16 protein-coding genes are annotated in these 20,024 nt (G+C 73.0%); 5 read left to right on the top strand and 11 right to left on the bottom strand.

The window, feature by feature from the left end; translation table 11 throughout:
- Positions 1-275 precede the first annotated feature (275 nt).
- Entirely contained in the window at positions 276-698 is a 423-nt protein-coding gene (locus DI272_RS01200; RefSeq protein ID WP_109493273.1) for a pyridoxamine 5'-phosphate oxidase family protein, read from the top strand.
- A gap of 8 nt (positions 699-706) precedes the next feature.
- On the opposite strand, the gene DI272_RS01195 is transcribed toward DI272_RS01200, so the two are convergent.
- The 6 genes from DI272_RS01195 to DI272_RS01170 all read right to left on the bottom strand — a co-directional run bounded on the left by DI272_RS01195 (position 707) and on the right by DI272_RS01170 (position 7,905).
- Positions 707-1,693, bottom strand: coding sequence for an Acg family FMN-binding oxidoreductase (locus tag DI272_RS01195; protein WP_109493272.1), 987 nt, complete (start codon positions 1,691-1,693; stop codon positions 707-709).
- A 48-nt stretch (positions 1,694-1,741) separates the two neighbouring features.
- The gene (locus DI272_RS01190; RefSeq protein ID WP_109493271.1) at positions 1,742-2,188 is read right to left on the bottom strand and encodes a hypothetical protein; all 447 of its coding nucleotides are present in this window, start codon (positions 2,186-2,188) and stop codon (positions 1,742-1,744) included.
- The gene (locus DI272_RS01185; protein WP_219933835.1) at positions 2,188-4,809 is read right to left on the bottom strand and encodes a multicopper oxidase domain-containing protein; all 2,622 of its coding nucleotides are present in this window, start codon (positions 4,807-4,809) and stop codon (positions 2,188-2,190) included. The genes DI272_RS01190 and DI272_RS01185 overlap by 1 nt, the downstream gene beginning before the upstream one ends.
- Positions 4,790-6,208 carry a TIGR04053 family radical SAM/SPASM domain-containing protein gene (locus tag DI272_RS01180; protein ID WP_258314410.1) on the bottom strand — a complete coding sequence of 473 codons (1,419 nt, stop codon included), beginning with the start codon at positions 6,206-6,208 and terminating at the stop codon, positions 4,790-4,792. The genes DI272_RS01185 and DI272_RS01180 overlap by 20 nt, the downstream gene beginning before the upstream one ends.
- Before the next feature lie 254 nt (positions 6,209-6,462).
- Positions 6,463-6,963, bottom strand: coding sequence for a hypothetical protein (locus DI272_RS01175; protein ID WP_109493270.1), 501 nt, complete (start codon positions 6,961-6,963; stop codon positions 6,463-6,465).
- 96 nt (positions 6,964-7,059) lie between these two features.
- Positions 7,060-7,905 (bottom strand): DUF2249 domain-containing protein, encoded by an 846-nt coding sequence (locus DI272_RS01170; protein WP_181387044.1) that lies wholly within the window; start codon positions 7,903-7,905, stop codon positions 7,060-7,062.
- Between the two features lie 544 nt (positions 7,906-8,449).
- On the opposite strand from DI272_RS01170, the gene DI272_RS01160 reads away from it, so the two are divergent.
- From DI272_RS01160 to adhE, 3 genes are all read left to right on the top strand, one after another.
- The gene (locus DI272_RS01160) at positions 8,450-9,355 is read left to right on the top strand and encodes a class I SAM-dependent methyltransferase (RefSeq protein WP_109493268.1); all 906 of its coding nucleotides are present in this window, start codon (positions 8,450-8,452) and stop codon (positions 9,353-9,355) included.
- Between the two features lie 14 nt (positions 9,356-9,369).
- Complete coding sequence (locus DI272_RS01155) at positions 9,370-9,744, top strand: cupin domain-containing protein (RefSeq protein ID WP_109493267.1); 375 nt, start codon at positions 9,370-9,372, stop codon at positions 9,742-9,744.
- A gap of 211 nt (positions 9,745-9,955) precedes the next feature.
- Complete coding sequence (adhE, locus tag DI272_RS01150; RefSeq protein ID WP_109493266.1) at positions 9,956-12,637, top strand: bifunctional acetaldehyde-CoA/alcohol dehydrogenase; 2,682 nt, start codon at positions 9,956-9,958, stop codon at positions 12,635-12,637.
- 88 nt (positions 12,638-12,725) lie between these two features.
- Here adhE and DI272_RS01145 read toward each other — a convergent pair whose 3' ends face one another.
- The 3 genes from DI272_RS01145 to DI272_RS01135 form a co-directional block, all read right to left on the bottom strand.
- Entirely contained in the window at positions 12,726-14,561 is a 1,836-nt protein-coding gene (locus DI272_RS01145; RefSeq protein ID WP_109493265.1) for a stealth family protein, read from the bottom strand.
- A 290-nt stretch (positions 14,562-14,851) separates the two neighbouring features.
- Positions 14,852-15,766: a universal stress protein gene (locus tag DI272_RS01140; RefSeq protein ID WP_109493264.1), complete on the bottom strand. Its 915-nt coding sequence runs from the start codon at positions 15,764-15,766 to the stop codon at positions 14,852-14,854.
- Positions 15,767-15,990: 224 nt separating this feature from the next.
- Positions 15,991-16,875 carry a LysR family transcriptional regulator gene (locus DI272_RS01135; protein ID WP_109493263.1) on the bottom strand — a complete coding sequence of 295 codons (885 nt, stop codon included), beginning with the start codon at positions 16,873-16,875 and terminating at the stop codon, positions 15,991-15,993.
- A gap of 126 nt (positions 16,876-17,001) precedes the next feature.
- Here DI272_RS01135 and DI272_RS01130 point away from each other — a divergent pair, with 126 nt between their 5' ends.
- A complete protein-coding gene (locus tag DI272_RS01130; RefSeq protein ID WP_109493262.1) occupies positions 17,002-18,252 on the top strand; it encodes an MFS transporter in 1,251 nt (416 codons plus the stop codon).
- Positions 18,253-18,318: 66 nt separating this feature from the next.
- Here DI272_RS01130 and DI272_RS01125 read toward each other — a convergent pair whose 3' ends face one another.
- Together DI272_RS01125 and DI272_RS01120 are read right to left on the bottom strand one after the other, a co-directional pair.
- A complete protein-coding gene (locus DI272_RS01125) occupies positions 18,319-18,951 on the bottom strand; it encodes a sigma-70 family RNA polymerase sigma factor (protein ID WP_258314409.1) in 633 nt (210 codons plus the stop codon).
- Between the two features lie 198 nt (positions 18,952-19,149).
- A complete protein-coding gene (locus tag DI272_RS01120) occupies positions 19,150-19,860 on the bottom strand; it encodes a hypothetical protein (RefSeq protein WP_109493260.1) in 711 nt (236 codons plus the stop codon).
- Positions 19,861-20,024 lie beyond the last annotated feature (164 nt).

Below are 20,024 nucleotides of genomic sequence, written 5' to 3'. Positions count from 1 at the left end.
TCCTGTTGTCCGTGGAACTGCGCCACCGGGAACGCACGCACCGCGGGCCCCTTGCCCGCGGGACTGCTTCCCGCCACCACTGTTGGCAACAGCGGACCCAGGAGGGATGGGCCATGGGTCCCTGGCGGTCGGCAGACGGTCCCGGCGGACGACCCGACCGTCCCTCCGCCCGCTCCGCGAAGATCCGCCCGTGCACGGTCGCCGGCCCCGTGGCGCCCGGGTGGTGGGGCCGGTCGGCCCTACCACCCGGTCACGGTCAGAGGAACGATGGACAGATGTTCAAGAACGATGCCTTTCGCGCCCTCGACCGGCAGGAGTGCTTGCGCCTGCTGGCCAAGGTGCCGGTCGGCCGGGTGGTCTACACCCGGCAGGCGCTGCCCGCGGTCCTGCCCGTCAACTTCTCCCTGGACGCGGACACTTCGGTCGTGCTGCGCACGTCGCCGGACTCGGATCTCGTACGTGCCATCGACGGTGTCGTGGTCGGCTTCGAGGGCGACGAGTTCGACGCGGCGACCCGCTCCGGCTGGAGCGTGGTCGTCACCGGACGGGCCACGGTGGTGACCGATCCCGCCGAGCACGAGCGGCTGTCGCAGGAAGGCCCCGTCTCCTGGATGCCCGTGCGGGACGCGGTGTTCGTACGGATCGAGTCGGAACTGGTCACCGGTCGCGAGCTGAGGGGAACCCGCAGCGTCTGGTGACACGCACGTCATCCGGCCGTACCGGCCCGCGCGGACTGCCGCGGTGTGCCGGTGCCGTCGGGGCCGTAGCCGAAGCGGATCAGCAGGTGGGCATGGCATCGCTTGTGGCGCGGGACGGCGGCCTCGGCGCGCAGGTCCGGCCACTCCATGGCCTGGTGCAGGAGCGAGGTGCGCAGCCCGTGGGCGGTCGCGGTGAGCAGCACGTACTGCAGCGCCTGGCCGGCCCGCAGCCAGTCCTCGCGGCGGTCCTGGGGCGTCCACAACAGCGCCGTCTGGACGTGACGCTCGAACCACAGGCCGGGCCGGCGCAGGGCGGGGACGGAGCTGGTGAAGTCCCTCATCGGCATCCGCTCGGCCGCGTCCTGCGGGCCGAGGGCGGTGAGGGGGACACCGTAGGGGCTCTGCGATCCCGGGGCCGTGATCCAGGCGAGGGTCTCGGCGCTGCGTCCCGGGTGGGCCCGGTTGCGTGCCTCGGCCGCGGCGGTCAGGCGCAGCAGCCGTCGTGTGCCGGAGATGTCGGGTAGGTGCAGGCGCGCTCCCGCGGCGTACGCGGCCGAGGTCATCTCCGCCACGATCGGCTCGGGCACCGGACGTCCGGTGAACGGCATCCGGCTCGTGTGCCGACGGGCGACGGCCTCGTAGAGACCCGGGTCCGCCAACCGGTCGTCCGCACCGAGCGGATCGGCCAGTCGTACGGCGGCCAGCAGACCGGGGCGGCGCGGGTCCGGCAGCAGCCGCACCTCCGGCCGGCGGCCCTGGTGGACGGCGGCGACCCGGAGGTTGAACACCGCCGCGCCGACGGACAGGTACTGGGCGCGGTGCGTGGGGTCGGCCAGCGGCAGGGTGCGCTCCGGCACGGCGTGGACCTCCAGTACCTGGCCGCCGGGGTCCAGGCGGAAGTGCCAGGGCTGCGTGTTGTGGATCGAGGGTGCTGCCACGGCTGCCGCCAGGAGTGTTTCCACGGTGACCGCGTCCAGTGGGGCTTGCGTGCGCATGATGCCTGCTCCTTCTTCTTCGCGTGACTGCTTCTCCTCGGCCCTCCGTCATGTGGCGGGCAGGGCGGTGGCGAGCAGGACGACGCCGAGCGAGCCGACCAGGGAGACGACGGCCAGCGCCCGGGCCAGGTCGGCGCGGCCTCGGGAATGGGCGATGCCGTGGCCGGCCGCCGCGAGCATCACCACCACGAACAGGGCGAGTTTGGCCGCCAGGGTGCGCCCGTAGCCGGGTTCGGCGAGGGCGGCCCAGGTGACGCCCTTGTGCCGGGCCATGGCCCAGCCGGTGGCCAGTTGCACGGGCAGGAACACCGCCCCGGTCAGCATGCCGAAGCGGCGCCCGGCGGCCGCCGCGAAGTCGTCCCTGGCCTCCGGGGCGAGCAGACGGCGGGCCAGCGGCAGGACCACCAGGGAAAGGGCCAGCTGACCGCCGACCCACAGGGCGGCGCCCGCGACGTGCGCGAAGCGCACCAGGGACCACCAGCCGACGGTGTCCATCAGCCGCCCACCTCCACCATGCCGTGCGCACCGGCCTCGGCGTGGCGCATGTCGTGGTCGACGAAGGCGTAGTGCCCGGCCGCGGGGAACGTCGTCTCGACGAACCCGCCCTGCGCGGGCGCCAGATCCAGCACCTGCGCACCGCCCTGGTCGCCGGACTTCAGCAGGTAGGCGCCTTCCTTGTACACGGTGTCGAAGACGCTGCCCACGACGTGGAAGGCGACGCCGTCACTGGGCCCGGCGGCGACCACCCAGAACCGGGCCCGTTCGCCGGCCTTCGCCTTCAGCGGCTGCCGGGCGTACTGGTCGGCGACGCCGTTGAACACCCAGGCGTCCGGGGTGTCCTGACGCATCTTCGTCACCTGGGCCGTGCTGCCGGGCGTGCCGAGGAAGAGCTCGGACGACACCAGCACGTACTCGTGGTCCACCTCGGCCAGGTCCGGCGGGTCGATGACGACGGCGCCGTACATGCCGTTGCCCAGGTGCTGGAGCATCGGTGACGTGCTGCAGTGGTACAGCCAGGCGCCGGCCTTCTCGGCGCGGAAGCGGTAGACCAGCCGCTCGCCGGGCCCGATGGTGCGCATGGGCTTGTCGGGGGCGAGGGAGCCGGCGTGGAAGTCGATGCCGTGGCCCATGTCCCCGTCGTCGTTGACGAGGGTGATCTCGAAGACGTCGCCGACCTTGCCGTGCAGGGTGGGGCCGGGTGCGGTGCCGCCGAAGGTCCACATCTGCTGAGTGACGCCCGGGGCCACCTCCACCGTGGTGCGGGCGGCGTGGAGTTCGGCCTTGTGGAGCGTGCCGCCGGACGCGGGAGCGAGGGACGCGTCGCGGGCCCGCCAGCCGGTGGAGAAGTCGCCGGAGAGATCCGGACCCGGGCCGTCCGCGGCGGCGGTGTGTCCCGCGTGCCCGTCGGTGCCGGCCGCCGAGTCGCCATCCTTCACCACGATGTCCATGGTCATCCCGGCCGCCCGGTGGCCCGGCAGGGTGCACCACGCCTCACGGCTCTCGGTGACCGGTCCGAGGTCGAGTTCACGGGTGTCGCCCTTGGCGAGCAGCGGGGTGGCGGGGCCGTCCTCGACCTTGAGGTCGTGGCGTTGGACATCGGTGTTGGTGACCTTCAGCCGCACCGTGGTGCCTGCGGCGACCTCGACGCGGGCCGGGCTGATGCGCATGTCGGCCAGGGTGACGGCGACCGTGCGGGCGGTGCCGTTGCCCGAGCTCGCCGCTTTGGCGCCGCTCGCCTCGTCGTTCGTGGTCCCGCCGCTGTTGGCCATGAGCACGGCCAGCACGATCGCCGTCACGCCTGCGGCGGTGCCCCACAGGGCGGGGCGCCGGGACCCGCCGCCGGTTCCACCCGGGTTCCGGCCGGCCGCCCGCCGGCTGCGGATCAGCACCGCCGCCGTCAGCGCGAGGAACGTGCCGCCGCCCGCCCCGATCAGCAGCGTGCTGATGACGCCGCTGGGGTCGGGCAGCGGAAGGGCGAGCAGGGCGACGCCGGTGTTGAGGACGGCGAGCCGTGGCACCCAGCCCCGTTCGAGGACCGCCCGCAGCGCGGCCCGCTCCTTGGGGCCGGCGGCCAGCACGATGGGCAGCAGGTAGGTGAGGGCGCCGATGAGGACCTGGGCGACCAGGCCGGTGAGCAGGACCGGGACCAGGGAGCCGATGTCGTCCTGGACGTCGGCCGGCCGCTGGAAGGCCAGCAGCACCAGGTCGGCGACCACGCCGACGGTCAGCCATCCCACAGCGGCGGCCAGACTCCACGCGGCCGCCGCCGAGATCGCCGGCCGGCGGCGCACCGTACGGGCGAACACCTGCACCGCCATGCCGACGCCGGCCGCGTACCCCGCGACGCCCAGCACGGCGAGCGGGCGCCCGCCGACGGACAGTCCGGCGACCGCGACGGCGAGCCCGCCCCCGGTCAGCACCAGCACCCGGCGCGCCAGCCGGGTCGTGCGCTCGGCCATCCGCACCCCCAGCACGGTCGGCCAGAGCATGAACAGCGTGCCCAGGACGGGCAGTCCGATCCAGCCGAGCAGGGTCACGTGCACATGGGCCAGCTTCAGACCGGCGAAGTGCCGCGGCCCGGCCCTGCCGGTGGCCAGCAGCCAGCCCAGCACCGCACCGACCACCAGGGCCGCCGCGGCGGCCCGGTAGTAGTCGGCGAGCGGCGCGAGCCGGCCGCCCACCGCGCCGCGGCCCATCCGGACGAGCACCACCAGGTGCGCGGTGACGGCGGTGATCAGCAGCGCGCACCCTGCGCCGGTGAGCACGGGCAGGTCGGCCCACACCCCGGCGAGGACGCCGACGACACCGCTGTTGACGCCGGTCAGGCGGGCATCGCTCCACCGCCGGTCGGGTCGTGGGGCGTGGAGCAGGGCGACGGCGAAGTGTTCGCTCCACACCACGATGGCGGTGGTGGCGGCGCCGAGCAGGAACAGGTGGATGGCCAGCCAGCGGGCCACGGGCAGCGTCTGCTGCGCGCTCGCCGCCAGCAGCGCGAGCACGGCCCAGGCCGCGACCACGACATGGGCGGCCAGGTGCCGGCCCCGCAGGCTGGACTCCTTGAACCTGCCGGCCGGGCGCCCGCCGCCGACGGCTGGGTCATCGATCGTGCCGGACACGCTGCTCCTTGCCGGCCCGGGCGTTGCCCGGGCGGGGACGTAGGGGTGGTCGGGCGCTCAGGAGCGCGGCCAGCTCCCGCTGGTGGGGGAACGAACCGGGGACGTAACCGCACCACGGCTCCTCGGCGTACGGGTCGCCGGTGACGCCGTACGCCCTGGACCGCGAGCCGCCGCAGACCGCGCGGAACTCGCAGGCGCCGCACCGGCCGCCGAGCATGTCCGGATCCCGCAGCGCGGTGAACAGCGGTGAGGTGCGGTAGATCGACGTCAGGGGTGTCGCGCGGACGCTGCCCGCACCGAGCGGCAGGAACCCGCTGGGGTGGACGGTGCCGGTGTGCGAGACGAACACGAAACCGCGCCCCGCGTTGACGTCCAGGGGCGGCCGCCGGGCCCGCCGCTCCCCCGCGTCCAGGCCCAGTTCGGCGGCCCTCGCCCGCAACTCGCGGTACAGCGGGCCCAGTCCGAGGACCGCCACGTGGTCGTCGCCGGTGGCGGCGAGGACCTGGCGCTGCAAGGCGACGCGACGGAAGTGGTGGGCCTCGGTGGTCTTGGCGGGCACCGTCAGACCCACGTCGTGGACGAAGTTCAGTACGTCCTCCACCTCGGCGGGGGTGAGGGCACCGAGGGCGCGGCCACGGCCGGTGGGCACCAGGAAGAAGGCGCTCCACAGCATCGCCCCGTGGTCGGCGACGAGGCGGACGATGTCGGGCAGGTCGTGCAGATTGCGCCGGGTGACCGTGGTGTTGATCTGCGCCTTCATGCCGAGGGCGCGGGCGGCGTCCCAGGCGTCCAGGGTCCAGCGGAACACCCCGGGGACACCGCGGAACGTGTCGTGGATGTCGGCCGTCGACCCGTCCAGGCTCAGCGACAGCCCGACCGCGCCCGCCGCGTGCAGCTCCCCCAGTCGTTCCGCGGTGAGGGTCGGGGTGCCGGACGGTGAGACGGCGACGCGGACCCCGATCTCCCGGCCGTAGGCGATGAGTTCGGCCAGATCGGGGCGCTGGAAGGGGTCGCCGCCGGTGATGACGAACAGCGGCGCGGGCTGCCCGAAGGCGGCTACCTGCCGCAGCAGGTCCTGGGCGGCGGCGGTGTCCAACTCGCGCGGATCACGACCGGGCACGGCCTCGGCACGACAGTGCAGACAGGCCAGCGGGCAGGCCCGGGTGGACTCCCAGATGACGATGAAGGGCCGCTCCGCTACGTCGTGCCGCTGACGTCGGATGGCGTGGGGGGACGGGGTGGGCGCGCCGGGGTGGGTGGGCGAGTGGGGGGCGTTGGCGGGGGTGGGCGGGCTCGCCGCGGTGGGGACGGACAACTCCGCGTCGGCGGGACCGGCCGAAGCCGTCGCATCGGCGGCACCGCCCGAGTTCATCGCTTCGCCGGATTCGGCGGTGTTCATCGGGCGGCCCTGTCCAGTGCCCCGAGGCTGTGTCCGGCCGCCCTGGAGTCAGGGCAGACGAGTCGGGCGGCCGGACGGTGACCGGGCCGGACCGTGCGCGGCGTCCACCGCGAGTGACGGCGGTGGAATCGGCCTTGAGGGCGGTCGATGTGGTCGTGCACGGGATACCTCCGGAAGCGGTCGCCGCCAGCTTCCACCGGCGGTGGTGGCCGGCGCGGCGGCCGATGGTCTTGATACGCAGGGCCGAAGGTCCCTCACTGATCCGGCGGGCAGGACCGCAGAGCGTCCGCCGTCGCCACCAGGGCCACACCCAGGCCGGTCAGTGCCGCGCCCAGGCCGGTGACCAGGGTCGTGAGGTGCCAAGCCTGGTAGGCGGACATCAGCGAGGCGCGCAGGGACTGACCCATGAACGCGGTCCGGCGCAGCTCGGCCAGCTTCTCGTCGGCACCGCCGCCGGCGTGCAACTCCGCCGTGATCTCGGCGTACGTACGGCCGCCGGTGGCGTGCGCGAGGTTGCCCTTGATGAACTCGGCGTAGGCGTATGCCTCGGGGCCGTTCTCCACGCGCCGGCCGGCGTGGTCGGCGAGTTCGTCGGGCAGCCCGTGGTGGGGGAAGGTGATCTTCTGGGCGGTCAGCTCGGTGCGGATCTCCTTCCGGCCGCTGCGACCGCGCAGCACCATGACCGGTCCGGCGATGGCCAGGGCTGCGCCGACGGTCCCGAGCAGGGCGCCGGCACGACGGTGCGATCCGTCCATGTCGTGTTGTCCTTCTTTCCTTGTCTGCGCAGGGGCAGCGCTGTAGGGGCGTGAGTGGGTGTGGGTGCGTGGGTGCGTGAGGGTCGGGCCTCGCGGTCAACGCCTGCTGAGCCGCAGCCGCCAGGTCTCGGGGCCGCGTTCCAGGTACTCCGCGACGAAGACACCCGGGTTGCGCTCTTCGATCTGCGTGAGCAACGGGACCGGGTCGTGCGGGGCGACCAGCACCATGGCGGTGCCCGCCGGGACGGCGTCGAGTGCGCCGAAGACCGTGGCGTGGCGGAGCGAGTGCGGGACCTCTCGTACGTCCAGTTCGGGCTCGGCCGTCTCTTCTGCCGCGCCACCACAGCCGCACTGGCCGCCGCAACCGTCGCTCTGGCCGTCCTGGCCGTCCTGGCCGTCCTGGCCGTCCTGGCCGTCCTGGCCGCCTTGGGCGTCCTGGTCGCTTCCGCTGCCCGGCTCGTTCGCGAGCCGGCTATGCATGTCCGACAGAAGGGCAGCCAAGGACACCTCCGACGCCATCGCGAGCAGCGGCAGCACGAGTCCGTTCTCCTTGGCCACGTGTTCCTCGAAAAGGACCTCGAGGGCCCGGGCGTCCGCGACCGCCGCCGCCGGACCGGGTGCCGTGCGCAGTGCGTCGACGAGCGCGCCGAAACAACGGTGCTCGCCGACGAGACTCTCGACGAGCAGGCGGGCCTCGGGCATGTCACGGGCGGCGGGGTAGAGCACCGCCTCCTCAGCGGCCGCGTGCGGCAGCAGCGAGCCGTCGCAGAAGGCCACCAGCCCGGCGTGGATCTTCTCAGCAGCGATCGGATCGCGGTCCACAGCGGTGAACAGCATCTTCACGCGCCCCGCCAACTCCCCGGCGAGGCGGGCATGATGCGCCTCGGCGCTCTGCAGGGCCGAGGCGTCCTCGGGGTCCGAGGCAAGGGTCAGCACGCTCATGAAGGTGTCTCCAGCAGGTCACGGCCGGCTCTGCCGACCGGTGCGGGTGGGCCGGGCGTTCGGGATGTCGGCGCCGGGCGGGGAGGCTCCTGCGTCCGGCCGCGGGGCGGCGGCCGGACACAGGACCGAGCCGCCGCCACACGCCGTACGCGCCGTACGCTGCGAACACGCCGTACGCGCCGTACGCGCCGTACGCGCCGCGCGTGCCTTGCGCGCCGTACCTGCGGTGGCCGGACGCGGGATAAGCGGCCGCCCGGCAGGCACGCAGAGCCACGTGGTGCGGGTGGGACATCCACGGCTCGGTCGTTCCCCAGCATGCGCCGCCGCTGCCACCCGCTTCCCCGGCCGGCCGGGCCCCAGCACCGGGACCATCGGCCCCTGTTGCGATCAGCACCTCCGCACCACCGGCACAGTGATCAGCGGCGCCACACTGTGAACGGCCCACCGGGCCCTCGGCTCGGGACTTTCGGCCCCCGCCTCCCCCATCACTGCGAGTTAGGTTCACCTAAGTAGTTCCGTTGCGGGCAGAGAGCGAGGCACACACATGGCACCGACGGACCCCCAGGCCCTGCATCAGGGCCTGCCCGCACCCGGCGACGGCCTGGATGCCGGCCGTATGCCGGGCCACTGGTTGCTGGCCCGGCTCGGCAAGCGGGTGCTCCGGCCCGGCGGGGCGGAGCTGACGCGGTGGATGCTCGACGCCCTGGACATCCGCCCCGACGACCGCGTGGTGGAACTCGCCGCGGGACTCGGCGCCACCGCCCGGCTCACCCTCGAGCGCGTCCCGGGCGCCTACACCGCCGTGGACCGCGACCCCGCCGCCGTGGCACGACTGGGCACCCTCGTCGCCTCCGGCCCGACCGAGACGGCCGCCGTCAGGGCGGACGCCGCGGACACCGGTCTGCCTTCCGGCAGCGCCACCGTCGTGTACGGGGAGGCCATGCTGAGCATGCAGCCGGAGCCGGCCAAGCGCCGCATCATGCGCGAGGCACATCGACTGCTCGCCGCTACCGGGGGCCGCTACGCCCTGCACGAGCTGTGTCTGCTGCCCGAGGACCTCGACGAGGTACACACCGAGGCGATCACCAGGGACCTGAGCGAGGCCATCCACGTCGGGGTCCGTCCGCTCAAGCCGTCCGCCTGGGTGGCTCTGCTCGCCGACGAGGGTTTCACCGTCACCGCCCGGCGGCGCAGCCCGATGGCGCTGCTGGAACCACGCCGCCTCGTCGCCGACGAAGGGCTCGCCCAGGCCGCCCGCATCGCCGGTCGTGCCCTGCTCGACCCCGCGGCCCGGCGCCGCGTCCTTCAGATGCGCCGTGTCTTCCGTCGTCACCGCGCACATCTGGGCGCGATCAGTCTCGTCGCAACCCCTACCGCATCGACACCGAACACTTCGACACCGAACGCATCGACACCTGACGCATCGACATCTGACGCATCGACACCCTGAGGAGAGCGATCCACATGTCCCCGCAGACGCCCACACCCCTGTCCGCCGTCGTCATCACCGACCTGGCCGCCGAACTGCCCGTGCCCGAGGACGGCACCCTCAGCCGTGTCCTGCACCGTGACGACCGGCTGCGCGTGGTCGGCTTCGCCTTCGCCGCCGGTCAGGAACTCACCGAACACACCTCGGCCCTGCCGGTCGTCATCCAGGTCGTCCAGGGCCGGCTCGACCTCGTCCTGGGCGATGAGAAGACCGAGGCGACGCCCGGCAGTTGGATCCACCTGCCGGCGCGACTGCCGCACACCGTGCGCGCCATCGAGCCCAGCGTCATGCTGCTGACCATGCTGCCCGCCCCCGGGCCGGCCGCCCCCGCAGAGCCCTCCGCGACATGACCGGCGTGGTGCGCGGGGTGAGGGGCGATCGGGACGTCCGGCCCGGTGTTCGGGGGCCGGTCGGACGACGATCACGGACCGGGCGGACCTGCGTGGCGCCGCGGTGCCGGAGGGAGGGTGGGTGGTGAGCGGCGCCGGTCCCTCGCGGCGCCGCTCACCTCACGGGCCCGCCGGCCACGCCGGCACACCATTTGACGACGGAGGCACACCCATGACCCGCCACGACGACCGGACCGCGACCGCCGCCCCGACCGAGGCGCCGTCGGAGGCACTGGCGGAGGCGCCGTCGGACATCGACGTCGCCGTCGACCGGCTGGTCACGAACGGGCTGAAGGCACTGGCCGACTACGACGCCCTGGACCAGGAGCGGGTCGACCACATCGTGAAGAAGGCGTCGGTCGCCGCCCTGGACCGGCACACCGCGCTGGCCCGGCTGGCGGTGGACGAGACCGGGCGGGGGGTGTTCGAGGACAAGGCGGCCAAGAACATGTTCGCCTGCGAACACGTGACCCACAGCATGGGCCGGATGAAGACCGTCGGTGTGATCGCCCGGGACGACATCGACGACATGGTCGAGATCGCCGAGCCGGTAGGTGTGGTGGCCGCCATCACGCCCGTCACCAACCCGACCTCCACCACCATTTTCAAGGCGCTGATGGCGCTGAAGACCCGTAACCCGGTGGTCTTCGCCTTCCACCCCTCCGCCCAGCGGTGCAGCGCCGAGGCCGCCCGGGTCGTCCGGGACGCCGCCGTGGCCGCGGGCGCCCCCGAGCACTGCGTCCAGTGGATCGAGACCCCGTCGGTCGAGGCCACCGGCGCGCTGATGCGGCACCCGGGCATCTCGCTCATCCTCGCCACCGGCGGCAACGGCATGGTCCGGGCCGCGTATTCGGCGGGCAAGCCCGCCCTCGGCGTCGGCGCCGGCAACGTACCCGCGTATGTGCACAAGAGCGCGAAGCTGCGCCGCGCCGTCAACGACCTGGTCCTCTCGAAGTCGTTCGACAACGGCATGATCTGCGCCTCGGAGCAGGCCGTCATCCTCGACGAGGAGATCTACGACGCCGCCCTGGCCGAATTCCGCACTCTGCACGCCTACTTGGCGACGGCCGAGGAGAAGGCGAAGCTGGAGACCTTCCTGTTCCCGGCCAACCGGGCCGCGGGCAGCGGCTGCGAACCCAAGGTCAACTCCGCGGCCGTCGGGCAGAGTCCGGCGTGGATCGCCGAACAGGCCGGCTTCACCGTGCCCGCCGACACCTCTGTCATCCTCGTCGAGGCCGAGCGGGTCGGCCCGCACGAGCCGCTGACCCGCGAGAAGCTCTGCCCGGTGCTCGCCGTGCTGCGCGCCGGTTCCGCACCGCAGGGCTTCGACCTGGCCGCCGACATGGTCGCCTTCCACGGCCAGGGCCACAGCGCCGTCATCCACACCGAGGACCGGGAACTCGCGGAGGCGTACGGCAGGCGCATGAAGACGGTACGGATCATCGTCAACGCCCCCTCCTCGCAGGGTGCCATCGGCGGCATCTACAACGGCCTGCTGCCCTCGCTCACCCTCGGCTGCGGCTCCTGGGGCAGCACCTCGGTGTCCAACAACGTCTCCGCGGTCCAGTTGCTGAATGTCAAGCGGGTCTCCAGCCGCCGCAACAACCTCCAGTGGTTCAAGGTGCCGCCGAAGATCTACTTCGAGCCGCAGGCCATCCGCTACCTCTCCTCGATGCCGGACGTCCGGCGCGTCACGATCGTCACCGACACCACCATGACCCGCCTCGGCTTCGTCGACCGGGTGAGCCGCGTCCTGCAACGCCGGCCTGAGCCGGTCACCCTCCAGATCATCGACAACGTCGAACCCGAGCCGAGCATCGACTCCGTGCGCCACGGCGCCGACCTCATGCGGGAGTTCGGCCCGGACACCATCATCGCGCTGGGCGGCGGCTCGCCGATGGACGCGGCGAAGGTGATGTGGCTGCTGTACGAGCACCCGGACGTCGACTTCGCGGACATGCGGCAGAAGTTCTCCGACATCCGCAAGCGCGCCTTCCGCTTCCCGGTGCTCGGTGCCCGCGCCCGCCTGGTCTGTGTGCCCACCACCTCCGGCACCGGCGCCGAGGTCACGCCCTTCGCGGTGATCTCCGACCCCACGACGGGCAAGAAGTACCCGCTGGCCGACTATGCGCTCACCCCCAGCGTGGCCATCGTCGACCCGCTCCTCACCACCGAGCTGCCCGCCGCGCTGGCGGCCGACAGCGGCTTCGACGCCCTCACCCACGCCATAGAGGCCTATGTGTCGGTCTACGCCAACGACTTCACCGACGGTCTCGCCCTGCACGCGATCCGCCTGATCTTCGACAACATCGAGGCGTCGGTCACCGGCTGTGTCCCCGAGGCCAGGGAGAAGATGCACAACGCGGGCACCATCGCGGGCATGGCCTTCGGCAACGCCTTCCTCGGCATCGTCCACGCCATGTCGCACACCCTCGGCGCCGGCTTCCACATCGCGCACGGCCGCACCAACGCGGTGCTGCTGCCGCACGTCATCCGCTACAACGGCACGGTCCCCACGAAGCTGACCGGCTGGCCCAAGTACGAGAACTACCGGGCGCCCGAGCGCTTCCAGGACATCGCCCGCACCCTCGGCCTGCCGGCCGCGACCCCCGCCGAGGGCGTCGAGTCCCTCGCCTCGGCCGTGGAGCGCCTGCGCGACGCCGTCGGCATCGAACCGTCGTTCCGCTCCCTCGGCGTCGCGGAGAAGGCGTTCCTCGACGCCCTCCCCCAGCAGGCCCTCAACGCGTACGAGGACCAGTGCGCACCGGCGAACCCCCGGATGCCGATGCTGGACGACATGCAGGACCTCATGCGCGCGGCCTACTACGGGCGGGCAGGGGCCGCTGACGTCTAGGAACCAGCGAGTGCGAGGGACGGGAAGGGCACGTCGGCCCCCACGGCGGACGCGCCCTTCACGCTCTTCCCGTTCTTCCCGTTCCCGCTCAGTTGATCTCGTAGGGGCCGGGGATCGGGAAGTAGGCCTCCAGAAAGTCCGTGATCAGGTCACTTCGGGCGTCCTGTTCCTGCTCGCCCGAGACCGTGTCGTTCAGACAGAACACCTGCCGGTCCCGCCGGGCCAGCAGGGCCGCGAGCCGGGTGGCCAGTGCCGGGTGCGACACGTCGAGGTAGGCGTAGCGCAGGTGGCCGGGGACGGCCCGGGCGGTGTGGAAGGCGTAGTAGTGGTGCAGCGAGGAGACGAAGGAGACGTCGTCGAGGCTGCGGAAGCGGTGGCCGGCGGTGGCGTGGTGCTCTTCCGGGAACCGCGCTTCCATCTCGTACAGGACGCTGCGCCGCAGCGCGTGCGGGGTGTGCTTCATCTTCTGGTTGACGACCGTGCCGAAGGCGGCCTCGATCAGGGCACGGTTGTTCTTGCCCGCGGCTGCCACCGGCACGTCGAGCGGGTTCGGCTCGCCCGGCGGGATGAGGACCGAGGACGGGAAGAACCTGGTCAGGCCGTTGGCGAGGAAGAAGTCCTGCGGGACGACGCAACGGCCCAGGAAGACATCGTTGTTGAAGTAGAGGAAGTGCTCGGACAAGCCGTCGATGTGGTGCAACTGGCTCTCGATGGCGTGCGAGTTGAACGTGGGCAGCAGGCTCGGATCGCTGAAGATCTCCTTGTGGCCGACGACGTGGAGACCGGCCGCGCCCGTGTCCAGCCAGGCGGGCACCTGGTCGTCGGTGATCAGGTGAACCGTGCGCACCCATGGCGCGTACTGGCTCAACGCGCGCAGCGAGTAACGCAGTTCGTCGCGGTTGAGGTAGCGCGCCGCGTTGTCCGCCTCCTCGTGGTACGCCTGTCCCGCACAGGCCGCGCGGCGCTGCCGCCATGCCGGATCGTGCCCGTCGACCCAGGTGTAGACGGCGTCGACGGGGAACCGCACGTCCTCGGGGGCCGGCCGGGCGAACTCCCTCCGGGTGCGCACCGGCGGCAGCGGACGGCCGGCGGGGGCGAGCGCGGTGAAGAGGGAGTCGGAGGCGTGTACCGGGGTGTCGTGACACGGCACCTGCTCGCAGACCCGGTTGCGGCGCGGAGCCAGCAGCAGCTCCCCCGTCTCGGTGTCCGGCGTCCAGAACTCGACGTCGCAGCCGTACATGGGCCCGAACGTCAGCTCTCCGCTCACATCGCCCTGGTACCAGGTCATGCGCAGCGCTTCGGCCCGGGCCAGTCGCCGCCAGGTACGGTGCCGGAACCCGGGCCGCGTCGTACGCCCCGTGCGCCGGGAGCCGTCGGCGGCGCGGACGTAGCCGGGCCGGTCCTGGCAGGCCCGCTCCAGAGCGCGCAGGGCGGCGGGGCGGTGCTGGGAGGCGAGGGCGACGACCGCGGAGGTATTGCTGCGCGCTCGGACGCAGAAATAGTCGAGCCCCGCCTCGTCGAGGGCCGCGCGGACCGCGGCGGCGTTGGCATGGCGTGCCGCCAGCGGCGAGAGGCCGGGGCGTACGAGGACGACCTTGGGCACCTCGCGCACCAGCCTGATCTCCCGGTCCTGCCGGGCCGTCAGGCCGGGGTGGCGGTGTACCAGCCAGGCCGCGTGCAACCGGCCCAGCAGACGACGTGGCGACGGCGGGTTCGCGAACCGCTGCTTGACTCGCGCGCGGGCCTGCGGGGTCGTCGCGGCCAGGACGGCTCGTCTGAGGCGCGCGGGCACGGCGCGCCGGTACAGGCGCACCAGCCGGGAGGTCTCGGGGTCGCCGCGGGCCCGGGACGCCGATGGCCGCGGCCGTCGGGCACGGGCTGTCCGGGATGCTGAGGCGTTCACGTCGATCCCCTCCTCCGGCATCACGTCGCCGCGTGATCACCTTCTCTCCGGCGGAGGAGATTCTCTTGAGCCCTTCGGTCCTCTTCCGAGGACGAACGGACCGCAACCGCAACGGCCTCGGGAGGACGAACAGACCGCAGCCGCAGGGGCGTTCGGAGGACGAACGGGCCGCAACCGGAAGGGCCTGGGAGGACGAACAGGCCGCAACCGGAAGGGCCTAGGAGGACAAACGGGCCGCACCACCTCGGGCGTTCGGAGGAGCGCTCCGGGCCCGACCGCCCGCGGCCGGCCACCCGCGGCCGGCAGGTCGGTCAGAGGTGGGGTACGACGGCGACGGGCGCGGTGGCGTGGTGCAGGACGGCATGGGCGACCGGGCCGACACGGGCGCCGACCGCCGTATGGCTCGCCGCCCGGCCCACCACCACCAACGACGCGTCCCGTGATGCCTCGACGAGGTGGGAACCCGGCTTGCCGATCACGGCCTGCGCCGTCACGTCCACGCCGGGGTACTTCTGCCGCCACGGCTCCAGCATCTCGTCCAGCGCGCCGCGCATGCTGCCGTTCAGCTCCGCTCGCAGTACGGCGTCGAAGGCACCGTGGTCGGCGAGGGCGGGCGGGTTCCAGCCGTAGACGACGCGCAGCCCCGCCGCACGGCGGGCCGCGGCGTCGAACGCGAACCCGGTCACGGCGTCGTGCGGTTCGTGCAGGTCGAGACCGAGGACCACATCGCGGTACGGGGTGGTCGCGCTGGTGGCGCCGGAGGCGTCCGGCAGGTGCGCGTTCTCGGCGTACTCGCCGCCGCGCACGAGGACCAGGGGCCGTCGGACCCGGGCCACGACGGTGAGCGCGACCGAGCCGAGCAGGAAGCCGGCGACCCCGCCCAGACCTCGGGAGCCCAGTACCAGCAACTCGCCCTGCTCGGATGCCGCGAGCAGGGCCGGTACCGCCTGCTCGGGGTGCTGCTCGGTGTGGACATCCAGTCCGGGGTGGCGGCGCGCGAGGTCCGCCTGCGTCTCACGCAGCAGGCGGCTCGACCACCCTTGCAGATCTGTGTACAGCGACGACAGCGAGACCCCGGCGAAGGCCGCGGACGCGACGGGCCGCGGCTGCCAGGCGTGCACGAGACGCAGGTCGGCGTCGCGGAGGACGGCCTCGCGGGCCGCCCACGCGGCGGCCGCCTGGCTCTCACGTGAGCCGTCCAGGCCCACGACAACGGTGCCGGACACGATTCTCCTCAACGAAGCTGATCGGGGACTGTGTGGTGCGCTGCCCACGATGCCGGTGGGGTGGCGGTGTCCGCAGGGGCCGCCCGGGTCGGGGACGGGGGCCGAACGTCCCGTCATCAGGGCCTCGTGAGGATGGAGTTCGGTGCTCCGACCGGGTCGGCGCCGTGTCCTGGGCCGGCTGCCGGCGGGATCCGTCGGCTGACGGGCGAGTGTGCCGGCGTCGGTCAGGCGACGTGTTCGCGGGCCAGCGCGATCATCGCGCGGGCCGCTGCTCCGGGTCGGCGGTCGGCCGCGGCGGCGAGGGACAGCGGCCATTCCAGGTCGGCGTCGTCGACGGTCAGCGTGGCGACGCCGGGAGCGTCGGTCAGGATGAAGCGGGGCAGCAGGGCGACGCCCAGGCCGTTGCGGACGAAGTCGGCTCCGGTGCCGATGTCGGTGATCTCGACGGCCACGCGGCGGGCCAGGGAGGCGGCGGCGAAGGCGCGGTCCACCACCGCCCGGTTGCCGTATCCCACCGGGGAGTCGACGAAGTCCAGGCCGGCCAGGTCGGTGAGCTGCACGCTGTCGCGCTCCGCCAGGGGGTGGCCGACCGGGACGACGAGGTCGAGCACCGAGGAGGCGAGGTCGATCAGGGTGAGGCCGGGCGGCGGCGGGCCGGGCAGGGAGACGAAGGCGAGGTCCAGGCGGCCGTCGAGCAGGGCGTCGACCAGGCCCTGGGAGCCGGAGCGGGCCGCGGAGGTCTGGAGCAGCACGCCGGGGTGACGGCGGTGGAACTCGCCGAGCAGGGCGGGGAGGTCGATGAGGCGGACGGACGTCAGGGTGCCCACCCGGAGCGTGCCCCGCAGTCCCGCGCTGACCTCGGCGACGGATTCGGCGGCCTCGCGAGCGGCGTCCAGGGTGGCGCGGGCCCGCGGCAGCAGGGCGGCGCCGGCGTCGGTGAGCAGCACCCGCTTGGAGTTGCGGTCCAGCAGGGGGGCGCCCAGTTCCCGTTCCAGGGCCTTGATGGTGGCGGAGACCGCGGACTGCACGATGTGCAGCCGGGCGGCGGCGCGGGTGAAGTTCTTCTCCTCGGCGACGGCGACGAAGTATTCGAGCTGACGCAGTTCCATGAGCGTAACTATCTCTCACAGAGATGGTCACTGTCTTCTACTTGCGTTGGACGCGATGATCGGACCGAGCAACACTGTTCAACGTTCACCCACCTTCCTCGGTCGGAGGCACTTCCCATGACTCACATGGCGTCCACCCCGCGCGCGACCGCCGCCCCGGGCCGCCGGACCGCCGTGCGGTCCGACGCCGGGGCCCGGCGGCACGGCGTCGGCTTCGCCCTCGTCGCCTTCGCCTTTCTCACCGCGATGGCGTTCTCCACCGTTCCGACCCCGCTGTATCCGCTGTACATGGCGCGCGACGGCTTCTCCACCTTCATGGTCACCGTCGTGTTCGCCGTCTACGCGGTCGGCGTCGTCGTCAGCCTGCTGCTCGCCGGCCATGTCTCCGACTGGGTCGGCCGCAAGAAGATCCTCCTGCCGGCGCTCTCGCTGGAACTCCTCGCCGCGATCCTGTTCCTCACCGGCACCGCGCTCCCGGTGCTGCTGGCCGCCCGGTTCGTCACCGGTCTGGGGGTCGGCATGATCACCGCCACCGCCACCGCCCACCTCCAGGAACTGCACGCCGCGCACCGCCCGCAGGCGTCGACCCACCGCTTCGAGCTGGTGTCGACCGGCGCGAACATCGGCGGCCTCGGCGTCGGCGCCCTGGTCGCCGGATTCCTGGCCCAGTGGGTCGCCGTGCCCCTGCACACCCCCTACCTGGTCTTCGCCGTCCTGCTGGCGCTCGCGCTGGTCGCCGTGGCCCTGGCCCCGGAGACGGTCGAGGAACAGTTCGTCCGGCCCGCCTACCGGCCGCAGCGCATCAGCCTCGACCACGGCGACCGGGCCGGCTATCTCACCGCCGCCGCGGGAGCGTTCGCGTCCTTCGCGGTGTTCGGCCTGTTCACCTCCGTCGCCCCCGGCTTCGTGGCCGGCACCCTGCACCACCCCTCCCGGGTTCTGGCCGGAGCGATCGTCTTCGTGGTCTTCGGCGGTGCCGCCACCGCGCAGAGCCTGACCGCCCGCCTGTCCACCGCGGCGAAGCGGCGGCTCGGCCAGTCCGCGCAGGCGATCGGCGTGGTGACACTCGTCACCGGCATGCACACGGCCGACCTGCCCGTCTTCCTCGCGGGCGGCGTGGTCGCCGGCATCGGGGCGGGCGTCCTGTTCAAGGCCGCCCTCGGCACCGTCGCCGCCCTGGCCGTGCCGGACCACCGCAGCGAGGCGCTGGCCGGCCTGTTTCTCATCGCCTACCTCGGACTGACGCTGCCGGCGATCGGCATCGGAGTGGCCACCCTCGGCTTCTCCTCCGTCACGGTGATGACCTGGTTCGCCGGCATCCTCCTCGCCCTGCTCGCCGTGGTCGCCCTGTCCGGCCGCCGCGCGCACACCCACTGATCACCTCGGTGCCCGCCCGGCCTCCGCGCTTCGGAGGCCGGGCTTCGCGCGCACGCCGTGCAGGGCTCAGACCGCCGCGAGCGCGGCGGCGGGCTCCTCCGGCTCGGCCAGCAGATCCAGCAGGTTCGCCCGCGCACGGGCCACGCGGGAGCGGACCGTGCCGATCGGGCAGTCACTGGCCGCGGCGACCTCCGCGTACGGCAGCCCGGCCAGCTGGGTGAGGACGAACGCCTCCCGGCGCTCGTCGGGCAGCGCGGCCAGCAGGTCCAGCAGGACAATGCCGTCGTCGAAACCGGGCAGGCCCAGCGGCTGGGCGCACTCGACGGCCAGCTGCCAGTCCGGTACGTCGGACAGGCGGGGCCGTGCGGCCGCGTTCCGGTAGCTGTCGATGACGGCCCGCCGGGCGATCGACAGCAGCCACGCGCGGGCCGAGGAGCGCCCTTCGAAGCGGTGCAGGCTGCCGAGCGCCCGCAGGAAGGTGTCCTGGGCGAGGTCGTCGACAGCCTGGGGGTCGCCGCACAGATGGGCGACGTACCGCTGGACGTCGCGCTGGAGCGCGCGCACGAACCGTTCCACGGCGGCCGGGTCACCGCCGCGGGCGGCCAGCGCCCAGGCGGTTGTCGACGCGTCGGCCGCGGCCGACGTGCGGGACGTGCCGTCCGTTTCGGAGGGCGGGTCAAGCAGGGCAGAGGTGATCACCTGGTGTCCTTCTCGGAATCCGTGATCCGGACCGGGGCGCACAGCAGGCCCGGGGTCCGGTGAGCGAGGAGACGGCCCCACGGCACGCGCCGCCGATGCACCGCTCATGGCGTCATGAGTCACGGCGCCATGGCGTCGGCGCGGGCGTACAGCCGTGGCCCGAGGCGCGTGGCCGCGGCCTCGGGGAACCAGCTGTCGTCAGACGACAGCCGTCCCCGCCGGAGGCCCCCGGGAGGTGATCGCGTGGACGAGGAGACGCAGCGCCGGTGCCCGGTCCGAGCGAGGGCGCCCGCGGCGGATCCGAGGGCGGTCGCCCGGCACCGGCAGAGCCAGCAGCAGCCGGAGCGGCGCCGCCAGCCGTGCGGCGACGGCCCGCAGGATGCGGAAGGCCGCCTTCTCGCCGTACGCCAGCCACAGGCCGGTCAGGACCGCGGCGAGCAGGTGCGCGGCGAACATGCCGTACGACGACGAGCCGGCCCCGCCGTCGATGACCTGCCCCATGTGATCCATGCGCATGTGACGCATCGCCAGGTGGCCGATGCCCATGGAGTGCGTGTGCATCATGCCCACGCCCATGTCCATGCCCACGCCCATGTCCATGGAGCCCGTCTGCATCGCACCCGTGTTCACGGGCAGGGAGGCCGGCTCCCCCGGCGCCTGCTGCGCGAGCGAGAACGCCTGGTGAAGTGCCGTCTGGGCGATGACCACGACCGTCACGATCAGCGGCAGGCCGCGCTCACGCCCGGCAAGGCACCAGCCGGCCCCGCCCGTGCCGACCGCACCGGCCGTCAGCGCCCAGGCGGGCACGTGGCCGCCCGACATCAGGACGTGCCCCAGGGCGGCGAGCAGCACACAGACGGCCGCGAACACCGCGGCCCGTACCGTGCGAGAACACCACCCTGCTGTCATGACGCCTCATCCTCGCATCCGGGCATCGCTGGTCAGGGAGGGATACGCAATCCACAGGGGGCACGCTCAACTTCCAGGGACGCTGCCCGGCCGGACCACCACGGCGAGCGTCCTGACCGGCCGTCAAGTCCGCGATGTCGACGAGCCGTTCGGAGCCACCCTCC

The sequence above is a fragment of the Streptomyces sp. Act143 genome (assembly GCF_003143935.1).
GTDB lineage: Bacteria > Actinomycetota > Actinomycetes > Streptomycetales > Streptomycetaceae > Streptomyces.
This window is presented reverse-complemented; position numbering and strand designations above follow the sequence as displayed.

Coding starts and splice junctions, on each gene's coding strand:
- DI272_RS01155 (WP_109493267.1), top strand. CDS start 9,370: ATGTCCCCGCAGACGCCCACACCCCTGTCCGCCGTCGTCATCACCGAC.
- DI272_RS01200 (WP_109493273.1), top strand. CDS start 276: ATGTTCAAGAACGATGCCTTTCGCGCCCTCGACCGGCAGGAGTGCTTG.
- DI272_RS01175 (WP_109493270.1), bottom strand. CDS start 6,963: ATGGACGGATCGCACCGTCGTGCCGGCGCCCTGCTCGGGACCGTCGGC.
- DI272_RS01120 (WP_109493260.1), bottom strand. CDS start 19,860: ATGACAGCAGGGTGGTGTTCTCGCACGGTACGGGCCGCGGTGTTCGCG.
- DI272_RS01130 (WP_109493262.1), top strand. CDS start 17,002: ATGGCGTCCACCCCGCGCGCGACCGCCGCCCCGGGCCGCCGGACCGCC.
- DI272_RS01160 (WP_109493268.1), top strand. CDS start 8,450: ATGGCACCGACGGACCCCCAGGCCCTGCATCAGGGCCTGCCCGCACCC.
- DI272_RS01145 (WP_109493265.1), bottom strand. CDS start 14,561: ATGCCGGAGGAGGGGATCGACGTGAACGCCTCAGCATCCCGGACAGCC.
- DI272_RS01180 (WP_258314410.1), bottom strand. CDS start 6,208: ATGAACACCGCCGAATCCGGCGAAGCGATGAACTCGGGCGGTGCCGCC.
- adhE (WP_109493266.1), top strand. CDS start 9,956: ATGACCCGCCACGACGACCGGACCGCGACCGCCGCCCCGACCGAGGCG.
- DI272_RS01170 (WP_181387044.1), bottom strand. CDS start 7,905: ATGAGCGTGCTGACCCTTGCCTCGGACCCCGAGGACGCCTCGGCCCTG.
- DI272_RS01190 (WP_109493271.1), bottom strand. CDS start 2,188: ATGGACACCGTCGGCTGGTGGTCCCTGGTGCGCTTCGCGCACGTCGCG.
- DI272_RS01135 (WP_109493263.1), bottom strand. CDS start 16,875: ATGGAACTGCGTCAGCTCGAATACTTCGTCGCCGTCGCCGAGGAGAAG.
- DI272_RS01195 (WP_109493272.1), bottom strand. CDS start 1,693: ATGCGCACGCAAGCCCCACTGGACGCGGTCACCGTGGAAACACTCCTG.